Origin of the sequence: Streptomyces sp. NBC_01485 (assembly GCF_036227125.1) — a bacterium.
GTDB lineage: Bacteria > Actinomycetota > Actinomycetes > Streptomycetales > Streptomycetaceae > Streptomyces.
The window spans coordinates 4,081,885-4,094,823 of sequence record NZ_CP109435.1; the positions used below are offsets into that span (position 1 = coordinate 4,081,885).

13 protein-coding genes are annotated in these 12,939 nt (G+C 71.9%); 7 read left to right on the plus strand and 6 right to left on the minus strand.

What is annotated here, in order from left to right; genetic code table 11:
• Positions 1-14 precede the first annotated feature (14 nt).
• Positions 15-1,247 carry an acyl-CoA dehydrogenase family protein gene (locus tag OG352_RS18700; RefSeq protein WP_329218309.1) on the minus strand — a complete coding sequence of 411 codons (1,233 nt, stop codon included), beginning with the start codon at positions 1,245-1,247 and terminating at the stop codon, positions 15-17.
• Positions 1,248-1,393: 146 nt separating this feature from the next.
• Between OG352_RS18700 and OG352_RS18705 the strand changes: the two genes are divergently transcribed.
• Complete coding sequence (locus tag OG352_RS18705; RefSeq protein WP_329218310.1) at positions 1,394-2,605, plus strand: thiolase C-terminal domain-containing protein; 1,212 nt, start codon at positions 1,394-1,396, stop codon at positions 2,603-2,605.
• Positions 2,606-2,673: 68 nt separating this feature from the next.
• Positions 2,674-3,078 (plus strand): hypothetical protein, encoded by a 405-nt coding sequence (locus tag OG352_RS18710; RefSeq protein WP_329218311.1) that lies wholly within the window; start codon positions 2,674-2,676, stop codon positions 3,076-3,078.
• 83 nt (positions 3,079-3,161) lie between these two features.
• Here OG352_RS18710 and OG352_RS18715 read toward each other — a convergent pair whose 3' ends face one another.
• Together OG352_RS18715 and OG352_RS18720 are read right to left on the minus strand one after the other, a co-directional pair.
• On the minus strand, positions 3,162-3,572 hold the full coding sequence (locus tag OG352_RS18715) for a cupin (protein ID WP_329218313.1): 411 nt from the start codon (positions 3,570-3,572) through the stop codon (positions 3,162-3,164).
• Entirely contained in the window at positions 3,569-5,017 is a 1,449-nt protein-coding gene (locus OG352_RS18720) for an MFS transporter (protein WP_329218315.1), read from the minus strand. Before OG352_RS18720 ends, OG352_RS18715 begins: the two co-directional genes overlap by 4 nt.
• Positions 5,018-5,074: 57 nt before the next feature.
• Between OG352_RS18720 and OG352_RS18725 the strand changes: the two genes are divergently transcribed.
• The 3 genes from OG352_RS18725 to OG352_RS18735 all read left to right on the plus strand — a co-directional run bounded on the left by OG352_RS18725 (position 5,075) and on the right by OG352_RS18735 (position 7,686).
• Positions 5,075-5,743, plus strand: coding sequence for a TetR/AcrR family transcriptional regulator (locus OG352_RS18725; protein ID WP_329218316.1), 669 nt, complete (start codon positions 5,075-5,077; stop codon positions 5,741-5,743).
• Between the two features lie 224 nt (positions 5,744-5,967).
• On the plus strand, positions 5,968-6,945 hold the full coding sequence (locus OG352_RS18730) for an expansin EXLX1 family cellulose-binding protein (protein WP_329218318.1): 978 nt from the start codon (positions 5,968-5,970) through the stop codon (positions 6,943-6,945).
• A gap of 39 nt (positions 6,946-6,984) precedes the next feature.
• Positions 6,985-7,686, plus strand: a complete 702-nt coding sequence (locus tag OG352_RS18735; RefSeq protein ID WP_329218319.1) for a pyridoxine/pyridoxamine 5'-phosphate oxidase — start codon at positions 6,985-6,987, stop codon at positions 7,684-7,686.
• Between the two features lie 44 nt (positions 7,687-7,730).
• Here OG352_RS18735 and OG352_RS18740 read toward each other — a convergent pair whose 3' ends face one another.
• From OG352_RS18740 to OG352_RS18750, 3 genes are all read right to left on the minus strand, one after another.
• Positions 7,731-10,655 carry a SpoIIE family protein phosphatase gene (locus OG352_RS18740; RefSeq protein WP_329218320.1) on the minus strand — a complete coding sequence of 975 codons (2,925 nt, stop codon included), beginning with the start codon at positions 10,653-10,655 and terminating at the stop codon, positions 7,731-7,733.
• Between the two features lie 65 nt (positions 10,656-10,720).
• Entirely contained in the window at positions 10,721-11,065 is a 345-nt protein-coding gene (locus tag OG352_RS18745) for a helix-turn-helix domain-containing protein (RefSeq protein ID WP_329218322.1), read from the minus strand.
• Positions 11,062-11,586, minus strand: a complete 525-nt coding sequence (locus OG352_RS18750) for an ATP-binding protein (RefSeq protein WP_329218324.1) — start codon at positions 11,584-11,586, stop codon at positions 11,062-11,064. The genes OG352_RS18745 and OG352_RS18750 overlap by 4 nt, the downstream gene beginning before the upstream one ends.
• A gap of 274 nt (positions 11,587-11,860) precedes the next feature.
• Between OG352_RS18750 and OG352_RS18755 the strand changes: the two genes are divergently transcribed.
• Together OG352_RS18755 and OG352_RS18760 are read left to right on the plus strand one after the other, a co-directional pair.
• Positions 11,861-12,712 (plus strand): helix-turn-helix domain-containing protein, encoded by an 852-nt coding sequence (locus OG352_RS18755; RefSeq protein ID WP_329218325.1) that lies wholly within the window; start codon positions 11,861-11,863, stop codon positions 12,710-12,712.
• A gap of 13 nt (positions 12,713-12,725) precedes the next feature.
• Complete coding sequence (locus tag OG352_RS18760) at positions 12,726-12,917, plus strand: hypothetical protein (RefSeq protein ID WP_329218326.1); 192 nt, start codon at positions 12,726-12,728, stop codon at positions 12,915-12,917.
• Positions 12,918-12,939: the final 22 nt, after the last annotated feature.

Here is a 12,939-nt window from a genome sequence, read left to right on the forward strand (position 1 = left end):
ACCGCCCATACCGCTCACACCGAGACCTCCGTCCGCTCGAAGAGCCGTGCCTGGTCGGCCGCGTGGGCGCGGAGCCGGTGCACGGGCCCGAACAGCAACTCGTCGCCGGCGGCCCGCTTGAAGTACAGGTGGGCCTCGTGCTCCCAGGTGAAACCGATACCGCCGTGCAACTGGATGCCCTCGGCGGCGGCCCGACGCAACGCCTCCAGGGCCTGCGCGAGGGCAAGCCCACCGACCCGCTCCCCACCACCATCGCCCTGACCGTCCTGGCCTGCCGCCCAGGCGGCGTAGTAGGCGGCGGACCGGGCGGCCTGGGCCTGCACGTACACATCGGCCAGCCGGTGCTGCACGGCCTGGAAGGAGCCGATGGCCCGCCCGAACTGCTCCCGCTGCCCGAGGTACTCGACGGTGCGCTCCACCACACGATCGGCGGCCCCGACGGCCTCACAGGCGAGGAACGCGGCGGCGAAGTCCCCGGTGCGGGACAGGGCTTCGGAAATGCCTGCCGCCTCGCTCCCCAGCAACTCGGCTTCGACATAGCGGAGTTGGACACGGGCCTGCGACCGGGTCGCGTCCAGGGCGGTCTGCCGGGTGCGTACGAGCCCGGCGGCGTCCCCCGCCACCAGGAACAGCAGGGTGCGGGACCGGGCGAACCCCCCGGCGTGCGCGGCGACGACCAGCAGCCCGGCGCTGTGCCCGTCGAGCACCTGCGCGGCCTCCCCGTACAGCCGCCAGCGGCCGTCTCCCGCCCGACGGGCCTGGACGCCCCCGGCCCGCCCCCCGCCGGCCCAGTCACCGCCGTTGCCAACGCCGTTGTCACCGCCATTGCCGCAGGTCAGGGCGAGGGCGGCGGTGAGGGCGGGTGCGGGGACGGCGAGGGCGGCGGTCAGGGTGCCGTCGGAGATACGGGGCAGCAGGCCGGCGCGCTGGGCGTCGGTGCCGAGGGCGAGGATCAGGGGCGCGGCGAGGACGGAGGTCGCGAGGAGCGGGGAGGGCGCGAGGGCCCGGCCGGTCTCCTCGGCGGCGAGGGCGAGGTCGGTGCGGGGGCAGCCGACGCCGCCGTACGCCTCCGGGAGGGCGAGTCCGGGCAGGCCGAGCTGTTCGGCGAGGGCGGTCCAGAGGGCGGGATCGTGACCGGCGGGGGTGTCGAGGGCGGCCCTCAGGTCGTGCGGGCCGGAGCGTTTGTGGAGGAGTTCCCGCAGCGTGCGGCGGATCTCACCCTGTTCGGCGGTGAAGTTGGGGTTCATGGATGACGCTCCCCTCCGTATCTGACGGTCCGTCATATTAGGGCGGGGGGAGACGAATGCCCAGGGGGAGAGGGGGAGGGAAGAGACGAACGCCCCGGACCCACAACACCTGCCACCGCCAAAGCATCTGATGTACCGTCAGATTCATGGTGGGGAAACCAGGAAAGTCCGGGAGACCCGGGAGATCTGGGAGACCAGGCACCCGCGACGTGGCCGTGGTCGGCGTCGCCCTCTCCGACTGCGGCCGAGTGGACGACGCGACCCCGTACGCCCTGCACGCCCAGGCGGCCCGCCGCGCGCTGGCGGACGCGGGCCTCGACCGTTCGCAGGTGGACGGCTTCGCCTCCGCAGGCCTCGGCACCCTCGCCCCGGTGGAGGTGGCGGACTACCTGGGCCTGCGCCCCACCTGGGTCGACTCCACGTCGGTCGGCGGCGCGACGTGGGAGGTGATGGCGGCGCACGCGGCGGACGCGATCGCCGCCGGGCACGCGAACGCGGTCCTCCTGGCCTACGGTTCGACGGCCCGCGCGGACATCCGGGCAGGCCGCCGCACCGGCACCTTCGCCTTCGGCGCGCGCGGCCCGCTCCAGTTCGAGGTGCCGTACGGCCACACCCTGATCGCCAAGTACGCGATGGCCGCCCGCCGTCACATGCTCCAGTACGGCACGACGATCGAGCAGTTGGCGGAGGTGGCGGTCCAGGCGAGGGCGAACGCGGCCCTGAACCCGGAGGCGATGTTCCGTGACCCGATCACGGTCGACGACGTCCTGTCGGGCCGGATGATCGCCGACCCGTTCACCAAACTCCACTGCTGTCTGCGCTCGGACGGCGGCGCGGCGGTGCTGCTGGCGGCCGAGGAGTACGTACGCGACTGCCGCACGGCACCGGTGTGGATCCTCGGCACGGGCGAACACGTCTCGCACGCCTCCCTGTCCGAGTGGGACGACTTCACGGTCTCCCCGGCGGCGGTGAGCGGCCGACTGGCCTTCGAGCGGGCGGGGGTGCGTCCGCAGGAGATGGACTTCGCCGAGATCTACGACGCGTTCACGTACATGACGCTGGTGACCCTCGAAGACCTGGGTTTCTGCCCGAAGGGCGAGGGCGGCCCCTTCGTGGAAAAGGGCCGCCTGACCCTGTCGGGATCCCTCCCGACCAACACGGACGGAGGCGGCTTGTCGGCCCAACACCCGGGAATGCGGGGCCTGTTCCTACTGGTGGAGGCGGTACGGCAGCTACGGGGCGAGGCGGGGGCCCGGCAGGTACACGGACAGGACGGCGGGCTGCCCCGCCTCGGGGTGGCATCCGGAACCGGCGGGTGGTTCTGCTCGTCGGGGACGGTGGTGCTGGGGCGGGACTGAGGTCTGCGACAGCTTCCGCCGCCCGTCCCCGAGGACCCGGCGGAGGAACGGCTGTCAGTCTTCTCCCCATGTCCGCACGCAAACGAAGACTGCCCAGGAACCGCGCCTGGCCACTGACCACCACCGACATCAACGAGTGTCTCGGCACCGCCATGGCCCACGTCACGGAGATGAGGTTCCTCAGCGGGCAGGACGACGGAACCATCATGCTGGGCGCCGCATGGGTCGCTCCGCACCCCCACAACTACGGCAGAAGCATCCACCCGGACTCGATCGGCGTCCGTATCGACGTCCACCCGGTCGACGCCACCGAACGCGCCGCCACCCGCGCCGTCCTACGGGCACAGGCCCTCCCCCAGCTCCTCGAATGGATCACGCAGGCGATCACCGCCGACGAGACCTGGCGCCTGACCCCTCACCAGCACTACTGGCGACTCACCGACGGCCACCTCACCCACCGCGACGAGGCATGAACCACCGGTAACCCAGACCCTCCTGCGGAGACACATCCCCGTGGCGCTCACCGTCCACCACGGCGCGGGACGAGCGGACCCATCTACCGCCTGCGGGCGCTGCTCCGGGCCGCCCGCCGTGATGTCAGGTCAGTGGGAGCGTCCAGCTCCAGGCGGTGCCAGCGACCACGGAGGACGATCGCGGCGGTGCCTGCCCGCAGCCGCACCATGTCCTCACCGCAGTCGGGCCTGGCGGGACGGAAGTAGAGGCGGATGCCGCCGGTCAGGCAGCACACCGCCTCCTCGGCCTCCGGGTGCATCTCCCAGTGGTCGGCGTGAACGTCGGCGTCGGTCTCCACATGGAACGTCGCGATCTGCCAGGCGCCGGAGTCGCCGCTCGTCATCCGCCGTTCGGCGACCCGGACATCGCCGTCGGGGTGAATGTGCAGCGCCGAGGCGAACAGGTCGACGGGGTCAATGGGGTTCGTGGATGAGATGGGTGTTGTCGTCGTCATGACGGCGTTCCTTCCAGTCGGTTCTCCGCAGGGGCGGCGGGTCGCAGGTCAGGTGTGTCGGCCCGGCGGCGGGGCAGCACGCCGATCGCCACGACCGCCGCGAGAACGAAGAGGGCGGCGGCGACGGCGAGGCCCAGGGCATAGCCGTCGTTGAGCGCGGCGGGGTCGGTGGCCGTGCCGGTGCGGTGTGTGGCGAGGGTGGTCAGGGCGGCCAGGCCGATGCAGCCTCCGAGTTGGCGGGAGCTGTTCATGAGGCCGGAGGCCATGCCGGCCTCGCGGGCGGCGACGCCGGTGGTCGCGGCGGCGACGATCGGGGCGATGACCAGTCCGACCCCGACGCCGGTGATGACGCAGGGGCCGAGCACGTCGGTCAGGAAGCCGCCGTCGGGACTGATGAAGGCGAACCAGGCCAGGCCTGCGGCAGCCAGCAGGGCCCCGGGCACCAGAGACGCACGGGGGGTGCGTGTCGCGGTGACGCGGGTCGCGACGAGGGTGCCCGCGACCAGACTCGCGGAGAAGGGCAGGAACGCGGCGCCGGTCGCTGCGGGACCCATGCCCAGAACCTGCTGCATGTACAGGGACACGAAGTAGAACGCCGCGAACTGCCCGGCCGTGGAGAAGAACACCAGCACGTTGGCGCCGGCGACCCAGCGGCTGCGCAGCAGGCCGAGGCGCAACAGCGGTGCGGGAGCCCTGGATTCGGCGAAGACGAAGGCGGCCAGGAGCATGGCTGCGGCGACGAGCATCGCCAAAGTGGCCGGTGATCCCCACCCTTGGGCATCGGTGCGGACGACACCGAGCACCAGCAGCCCGGCTCCCCCGGTCGCCAGGACGGCGCCGAGCACGTCCAGCCTCTCGCGCCGGGCGGGGCGTGCTTCCGCGGGCACGCCTGCGGGAACCAGCGCGAGAGCGACCGCCACGATGGGCAGATTGATCAGCATCACCCAGCGCCAACCCGCGTACTCGGTCAGCAGCCCGCCCGCCAGCACGCCCAGCGCTCCCCCCGCGGCGTTCACCCCGCTCCACACCCCGAGAGCGCGCACGCGCTGCGGGCCCTCGGTGAACGTCGTGGTGAGCATCGCCAGCGCGGCCGGGGCGGCCGCGGCAGCGCCCAGGCCCTGACCGGCGCGGGCGGCGATCAGTTGCCAGGATGCCTGGGCCAGGCCGCCCGCCAGCGAGCACAGCCCGAAGACCACCATGCCGAGCACGAACAGCCGCCGCCGGCCGTACAGGTCGCATGCGCGGCCCCCCAGCAGCAGGAATCCGCCGAGTGTGAGCGCGTATGCGTGCACGACCCACGACAGGCCGAGCGGCGCGAACCCCAGCGCGGTGCGGATCGCGGGCAGTGCGACGTTGACCACCGACAGGTCCAGAGCGACGGCGAACTGGGCGACGGCCACCGCCGTCAGCACCACGCCGGGACGCCCCCGTAAGTTTTTGTACATGTAAGGAAAATAGCCTCGGAGGATCGCCGTTGTCGACACCTGGGGGAGGATGAGGGCATGCCGCAACCGTCCGCACCGCGCAGAACCCCCGGCCGACCGCCCCGCATCTCCCGCGAGGAGGTCGTCGAGACGGCCCGCCGGATCGTGGCCGCGGAAGGCGTGGACCGGCTGACCATGCGGCGGCTGGCCACAGAGATCGGCAGTACGCCGATGGCTCTCTACCACCACGTCCGCAACAAGGAAGAACTGCTCGTCCTGCTGCTGGACGACTACGCCGCGCGGACGCTCCACCGACCCGAACTGCCCGCCCGGCCTCGCGAGCGGATCGTCGTCGCCGCTGCCACGATCCACGAGGCACTCGCCGCCTGCCCCTGGATCGTGGAGGTGCTGACCGCCGACGACCTGATGTCCACGTCCGCCCTGTGGTTCGTCGAGCAGATCGTCGACGGCCTGGTCGAATGCGGCCTGCCTCCCGAGCGGGCCGTGCACGGTTACCGCACGATCTGGTACTACACCGCCGGAGAGATCGTGGTCCGGACGGCAGCGGCCCGGCGGCGCGCAGACAGTGACCGTGCGACCTACCGGGAGCGAGTCTTCGCCGACCTCGACCCGGCCGAACTACCCCGCTTGGCACAGGTTTCGGACCGCTGGGCGCCGCTGACCGACGAGGACACCTACCTGGATGGGCTCCGAGCTCTGGTGGACGGCCTCCTCGCCGCCCGCTGAGGGGTCACCACCGACGACGTGCGCCTGACCGTCGCCCCCTTCCGACACCTCCCGCAGGCAGCAACCTTTTCGGGTTCGGCGGCCACTGATGAGACGACAGCTTTCTCAGAGCACGTCCAGGAACACTCCAGAAACACTCCGGGAGCTACCCAGCCAAGGAACACCCCAGGAGCTTTCCGGAGCTTTTCAGGACGTGCTGCGCCGAACCGCGTAAGGATTCCTCCGTGGCAGCCTCTTCGCACCGACGTTCCCGCCGACCCGATCGCCGTCCCGACCGGCGCACGGTCCGCGTCCCCGCGGTCGCCGTGACGGCCGTGGCCGCCGTCGTGCTCGTCGTGTCCCTGGTCGTGGCCTTCCGCCCCGGCGGCGGGGACGATGACGGGGCGCGCACGGTCAAGCCGGTGGCCGGTGCACAGGTGAGCGGGGCGCCGACGCCGGCAGCGGCTTCTACGGCAGCGGCGGCATCCGCGTCGGCGTCGCCCTCGGCGGCATCCCCGACCCCGAGCCCCTCCGCCACCCCGTCCGCGCGGCCCTCGGCCAAGCCCGCCGTGCCCGCGGCCCGGGCGGGGTCCCGCACGGCGCCGTCCGCCGGGCGGATCCAGCCCGGCACCGACTACCAGGGCATCGCCACCTCCTACGACGTCGGCAACGGCGACGGCGCCTGTTCCTACGGTCCGACCTCCGACGTCATGACCGCGGCGATGAACACCGCCGACTACGAGACGTCGAAGGCGTGCGGCGCGTATGTGCTCGTGCGGGCGTCGGGCGGGGCGTCCGTGACGGTCCGGATCACCAACGAGTGCCCGGCGCCCTGCGAGGCCGGCCAACTCGACCTGAGCCGGCAGGCGTTCGCGAAGCTCGCGCCGCTCTCGGCGGGCCGGATCCCGATCACGTGGAGCCTGCTGAGCCCGGCCACGTCCGAGACGGTCTCGATCCGCTACAAGACCGGTTCCACCCAGTACTGGTGCGGCGTCCAGGCGATCGGCCACCGCAACCCGCTGTCCCGTCTGGAGGTCCGCGCGAACGGCTCGTGGGTCGCGCTGCCCCGCACCGAGTACAACTACTTCCTGTCCGAGCAGGGCAGCGGATGCGGCGGCGCGATCAGGCTCACCGACGTCTACGGGGAGCAACTGACCGTCGACGCGGTCGCCGTACGCCCGGACGTCGTGCAGTCGACCCGGGTCCAGTTCGCCCGGCACTGATGCCGTGGCGCGACCGCGCGGACCGCGCATACTCGCTGCATGGCTACGGATCTCCATGGACTGCCAGATCTCCATGAACTGCTGAGGACGCTGCGGGTGTGGGACCCGGAGGTGACGGAACTGCCGCCCTTCGACCCGGCGTCGGCCCCCGACGACCCCCTGCCCCTCTTCACGGAGTGGTTCGCGGCGGCGGTCGCGGCCGGGCAGACCGAGCCGCACACGATGACGCTGGCCACCTCGGACGAGGAGGGCCTGCCCGACGCCCGCATCGTGATGCTGCACGGCGCCGACCCGGACGGCTGGTCCTTCGCGACCCACGCGACCAGCCGCAAGGGCCGCCACCTCGCCGCCCGCCCCTACGCCGCGCTCACCTTCTACTGGCCGGTGCACGGCCGCCAGGTCCGCGTCCGGGGCCCCGTCACGGTGGCTCCGGCCGAGGCGGCGCAGACCGACCTGCACGTCCGCTCGACGGGCGCGCTGGCCGCCGCGCTGACCGGGCGGCAGAGTGAAGTCCTGGGCTCGGTGGAGGAGTTGGCGCGGGCGTCGGAGGAGGCCTGGGAGCGGGCGTCCCGGAATCCGGCGGCGGAGGCGGCCTCCTGGACCCTGTACCGGCTACGGCCGGACGCGGTGGAGTTCTTCCAGGGGGACGCGCGGCGACGGCACGTACGGCTGGCGTACCGGCGGGAGGCGGGGACGGGAACGGGAACGGGGAGGTGGGCCACGGAACTGCTGTGGCCGTGACGTGACGCGGTTTTCGTGCTCACGGGATGCGGGGCAGAGGGCGTTCACAGTTCGGCGGCGAGGAGTTGGTCCGTGAAGTCCCAGGGCAGGGCCTCCGGGGTGTCGCCGGAGAGGGTCTGTTCCGTCCAGATGCACTTGCCGGCCGCCGTGTAGCGCGTACCCCAGCGCTGGCTGAGGGCCGCGACGAGTTGCAGGCCCCGGCCGCCCTCGTCCGTGTCCGCCGCGTGACGGATGCGGGGGGTGGTGAGGCTTCCGTCGGAGACTTCGCAGATCAGGCTGGTGCTGAGCAGCAGGCGCAGGCTGACCGGGCCCTTGGCGTGGCGTACGACGTTGCCGACCAGTTCGCTGCCGATGAGTTCGGTGGTCATGGCCAGGTCGCCCAGGTCCCAGGTGCGGAGCTGTTCCCGAATGTGCTGACGGGCCTGACCTGCCGCTATCGGCTCTTCGGGGAGCTGCCAGGAGGCCATCCGGTCGGGGGTGAGGGCGTGCACACGGACGGCCAGGAGGGCCGCGTCGTCGCTGGTCGTGCGCTGCTCGTCGGGGAGGAGCCCGGCCGTGAGGGTATCGCACAGACGTTCGAGATCCGTGCGGTCGGCGGTGCACAGGAACTGCCTGAGGTCGTCCATGCCCCGGTCGACCTCGCGGTGCGCGGACTCGACCAGGCCGTCGGTGTACAGGACCAGAAGACTGTCGTCCGGGAGCTTCAACTCGAGGGTTTCGAAGGGGGGTTGGGCCACGCCGAGCGGCGGGTCGGGGTCCAGGCGGCCGGGGAAGTACACGCGGCCGTCGGGCTCGACGACGGCCGGGGGCGGATGGCCGGCCCGGGTGATGGCGCAGGTCCCGGCGGTGGGGTCGTACACCGCGTACAGGCAGGTGGCGAAGGAGTCCTCGCCGAGGCCGCCGACGATGTCGTTGAGGTGGGTCATGACCTCGTCGGGCGGCAGTTCCAGGTCGGCCAGGGTGGCCACGGCCGTGCGCAGCCGCCCCATGGTCGCCGCCTCGGACAGGCCGTGGCCCATCACGTCCCCGACGACGAGGGCGACCCGACCGGCGGAGAGCGGGATCACGTCGTACCAGTCGCCGCCCACGTCCATGCCCTGCCCCGCCGGCAGGAAGCGCGCGGCGGCCGTGCACGCGGACACCTCGGGCAGCCGGCTCGGGAGGAGGCCGCGTTGCAGTTCCTGGGCTCGGGTGTGCTCGGCGTCGTAGAGCCGGGCCCGTTCCAGGGCGTGGGCGACGAGGGCGCTGATCGTGGTCAGCAGGGTGCGTTCCTCGTGGGCGAGGCGGCGGGGCTGGTCGAAGGAGACCGTGCAGACGCCGAACGTGCGCCCGGAGACCGTCAGCGGCAGGAACGCCCACGCCTGCTTGCCGGCCAGGCGCGGCCGCTCCTTCAGTCGCGGGTAGCGCCGCGCGTAGTCCTGCGCCGAGGCGAAGAACGACGGCACGCCGGTCAGCACGGCGTCCCCGACCGGGTCACCCGCCCCGACCGGCCGGCCGTTGATCTGGTCGAGCAGCGCCTCGGGGTAGCCGACGGCTCCGACGACCTGCGCCCGGTTCCCCTCGATGGCGGCCACGGCCAGGCCGGTCGCGCCGAACGCCGGAAGGACGCGCCGGGCGACCACGTCCACCACGTCCTGCGAGGTCCGCGCCTTGGCGAGGGCCTCGGTCAGCTCGGCGATCCTGGCCGAGCGCTCCGCCGCGACGCGTTCGGCGGCGGCCCGCTCGGCCTCGCGCCGCCGCCGTTCGGTGACGTCCGTGAGGTAGAGGGTGAGCCCGTCGGGCCCCGGCACGAGCCGCAGGTGATGGGAGCGGCCGGCCGCCATCCGCACGTCGAAGCCGACCGGCTCGGCCTCGGCGGCGGCCTCGCGGCAGCGGGCCTCCAGGTCGGGCACCGCCCGCACGGCGGGCAGCTCCCACAGCACGCGCCCGAACAGCTCCTTCTGGGGCGCGCCGAGCGTGCGCTCCCCCTCCAGGTTGACGAAGACGATCCGCCAGTCGTCGTCCACCAGCACGAACCCGTCGCTCATGTGCCGCAGGGCGCGGCCGAGCGCGTCATGGGCGGTACGGGACTCGCTGCTGTCCCAGGCCACGCCCACCATGCGCGCCGGTTCGCCGTCCTCGCCGTAGATCACCCAGCCGCGGCCCTGCGTCCAGCCGTAACTGCCGTCCGGCCGCCGCTCCCGGTACTCGGCCTCGTACGGGACGCCGTCGCGCACCGCCCGCTCCGCCGCGGCGAGCGTCGCCGGCAGGTCGTCGGGGTGCACGGCCTTCATCCAGGCCTCGGCCCGGGGCTCGTAGTCCGCCGGAAGCTCACCGTGCACGGCGGTCTCGTGGCCCTCCCACGCCAGCTCGCCCGTGCGGATGTTCCACTCCCAGGTGCCGATGGGCACGTCCCGCAGGGCCTGCCGTAGACGACTGCCGGCCGACTCCTCCTGCGCCGACGCCGATTCCGACCCTGATTCCGATGCCGACGCCGGTGACCTTGCCGCCGACGGCGGGGCGGGTGCCGGAGCGTGCCTGACCCGCTCCTCGGCCCAGTGGGCCACGGCCCGCAGAAACTCCCACTGCTCCTCGCTCGGCTCCCCCTCGACCCCGCTGACCACCGTCATCGCGCCGATGGCACGTTCCCCACGAAAGAGGGGGACGGAGGCAAGCCCTTCACCGGGCAACGGCTCCGTGTTCGCCCCGGGCGCCTCAGGCGCCCCCCACACGCCACGCCCGTGACGCACGGCCTGCGCGGGTACGGCCGTCCCGTCCTGGTCGACCATGTCCCAGGCCCGGGTCAGGGCGGGCGGCAGGCCCACCGACGCGACGAGGCGCAGGGCCGGCAGCGGCCCGCGCAGATGGACGGCCCCGCCCAGACCGTCCAGCTCGGCCACCGCGTGCAGCAGCCCCAGCCGGAAGATCTCACTCTCCGTGATCCCCTGCTCCGTACCCGCAAGAACACCCAGTCGCGCACCCGCGCCCATGTACTCAACGGTACAACTAGGACCCGTTTAGGGCCGTTCCATGCCATTCCGCTCCGCCCGCTGTGTCAGGCAGCGCGCTCCTCGAGCACCACCGTGTTACATCCGTCGGAGACGACGTGCAGGTCCACGGTGACATCCAGCGCCGCCGCCAGTCTGACCAGCAGGTCCGCGGTGAGCGGCAGCATTCCGCCGAGCTCGACGGCCTCCACATCACCAGGGTCCATCCCGAGGCGCTCGCCCAGACCCGCCCGAGTCAGCCCGAGGGTCACCCGGCGATCGTGCACCAGCTGCCCCAACGCGAGCGCCAGCCGAATCTGCTCCCGCTCGGCGACGACCTCCGGCGGCTCGACATGCCCCTCGACGACTCGCCGCTCCCGCGACAGCTTCCAGCGGGTGTGACTGTGACTCACAGGTCCTCCCGGAACTCACGTCCGTCGCGGAGGTAGCCGCAGGCTCCCGCGCGGGGCAGTACCGCCCACATGCGCGTGCCGCCGCCCGGTTCGCGGCCGCCGCCGATGCCCCAGTCCCCGCGGCAGGCCCGGACCACGTGGTCCAGCACACCCAAGGACACGCGTCGGGACAGGTCGCAGACGGCGCCCAGGCGGGCGTGGGCGTGACGGGGGTGGCCGTCGTAGAGGGTGACGCGGAGGGCTTCTTCGCGGTAGCGGAGCGACACGTACACGGTGGCGGTGGAGGAGAACCGGCAGGCGCAGGCGGCCAGTTCGCTCACCACCTGCACGGTCGCGTCGGCCGCGTCGGCGAGGCCGTGCGCGTCCAGGATCGTCCGGGTCGCCGCCCGCGCGATGCCGGGACTTCGCGGAACGGCGGGCAGCGTGAAGCTGAAGGAGAGGGCCTCCGGCCTGGCGAGGACGAACGGGGCGTCGGCGGGGGCGAGGGTCGGCGACTGACACACCCCGGTGTCGAGATACACAGCAACTCCCTTGACTGGTACGGCTGGTACGGAGGGAACCCACCCGGTGGCCTGTCTCCCCGACGCGGCTCGCCCCTCCCGGGGGAGGAGATGGCGGGCGGGCACGCGTGATGCGCTTCCAGGATGGTTGTTACGGCTCAGTGATTGAGCTGTTGCAGACTGTAGAGGAAAAGAGTGACACAGTGCCACCGATTCGGCAGAACTGGCACTTGTTCGATGGACCGATACGCCTCAAGAACGGCAGAATTACGGTGCCACCACCGGAGGAGTGAACATGCCACCAAGGGCCGCACCCAGCGAGCGCCAGAAGCGCTTGGGGGCAGAGCTGCGAAAGATGCGCCTCGCAGCCCGGGTGTCCACGGGGCACGCCGCAGGGCTACTCGGCATCGACCGGACGAAGATTTCCAACATCGAATCCGGAGTCCGGATCATCACGGCCGAGCGCCTGCGCCTTCTCGCCCACAACTACTCCTGCACCGACCAGAATTACGTCGACGCGCTCGCCGCCATGGCCGAGGAGAAGGTGCGGGGCTGGTGGGAGGAGTACCGGGATACTCTGCCCGTCGGCATGCTGGACGTCGCCGAGTTGGAATGGCACGCAACACGGGTGCGGACCGTGCAGTTCGTGCACGTACCGGCGCTGCTCCAGACCGAGGAGTACGCCCGAGGCATCTTCACCGCCATCATCCCGAAGTTGAGCCCGCTGCGGGTCGAGTTGGGAATCGCCCATCGCATGGCCCGCCAGAAGGTCTTCGAACGACTCGCCCCCCTGCCCTACCTTGCCTACATCCACGAAGCAGCGCTGCGGATGCGTTTCGGCGGCACCAAGGCAACCCAAGAGCAACTGATGCACCTCGCGGAACGGTCTGAGCGGGACTGCATCGAGGTACGGATCATCCCCACCACCGTCAACGACTTCCCGGGCGCAGGGCACGCCATGCTGTACGCCGACGGCCCCGTACCCTCACTCGACACCGTTCAACTGGATTCCGCACACGGGCCGACATTCACCGACGCGGAAGCCCAACTCACCAAGTACCGTGCCCATATGGACTGGATGGACGAAGCATCCCTGCCCCCGGCCGCCTCACGCGACCTCATGCTCACCATCGCCCGCGAACTCTGAGGAACCCGCCACGATGACCGACATCACCTGGGAAGACCCCTTCTGCGGCGAAGGCAACAACTGCTTCCGCCTCGGCACCGACCCCTCCGGCAACGCCTACATCGCCGTCGCCGGGCAGGAGGACACCCCCCTCACCGACACCCACGACGCCCTCCGCGCCCTCATCCTCGAAATCAAGGCGGGCAAGGCCGACCACCTCCTGTAGCGAGCCCGCCGAGTTGTCGGTC

Bases quoted from the DNA above. Each gene is read 5' to 3' on its own strand.
- OG352_RS18700 (WP_329218309.1), bottom strand. From the start codon at position 1,247: ATGAACCCCAACTTCACCGCCGAACAGGGTGAGATCCGCCGCACGCTG.
- OG352_RS18705 (WP_329218310.1), top strand. From the start codon at position 1,394: ATGGTGGGGAAACCAGGAAAGTCCGGGAGACCCGGGAGATCTGGGAGA.
- OG352_RS18710 (WP_329218311.1), top strand. From the start codon at position 2,674: ATGTCCGCACGCAAACGAAGACTGCCCAGGAACCGCGCCTGGCCACTG.
- OG352_RS18715 (WP_329218313.1), bottom strand. From the start codon at position 3,572: ATGACGACGACAACACCCATCTCATCCACGAACCCCATTGACCCCGTC.
- OG352_RS18720 (WP_329218315.1), bottom strand. From the start codon at position 5,017: ATGTACAAAAACTTACGGGGGCGTCCCGGCGTGGTGCTGACGGCGGTG.
- OG352_RS18725 (WP_329218316.1), top strand. From the start codon at position 5,075: ATGCCGCAACCGTCCGCACCGCGCAGAACCCCCGGCCGACCGCCCCGC.
- OG352_RS18735 (WP_329218319.1), top strand. From the start codon at position 6,985: ATGGCTACGGATCTCCATGGACTGCCAGATCTCCATGAACTGCTGAGG.
- OG352_RS18740 (WP_329218320.1), bottom strand. From the start codon at position 10,655: ATGGGCGCGGGTGCGCGACTGGGTGTTCTTGCGGGTACGGAGCAGGGG.
- OG352_RS18755 (WP_329218325.1), top strand. From the start codon at position 11,861: ATGCCACCAAGGGCCGCACCCAGCGAGCGCCAGAAGCGCTTGGGGGCA.
- OG352_RS18760 (WP_329218326.1), top strand. From the start codon at position 12,726: ATGACCGACATCACCTGGGAAGACCCCTTCTGCGGCGAAGGCAACAAC.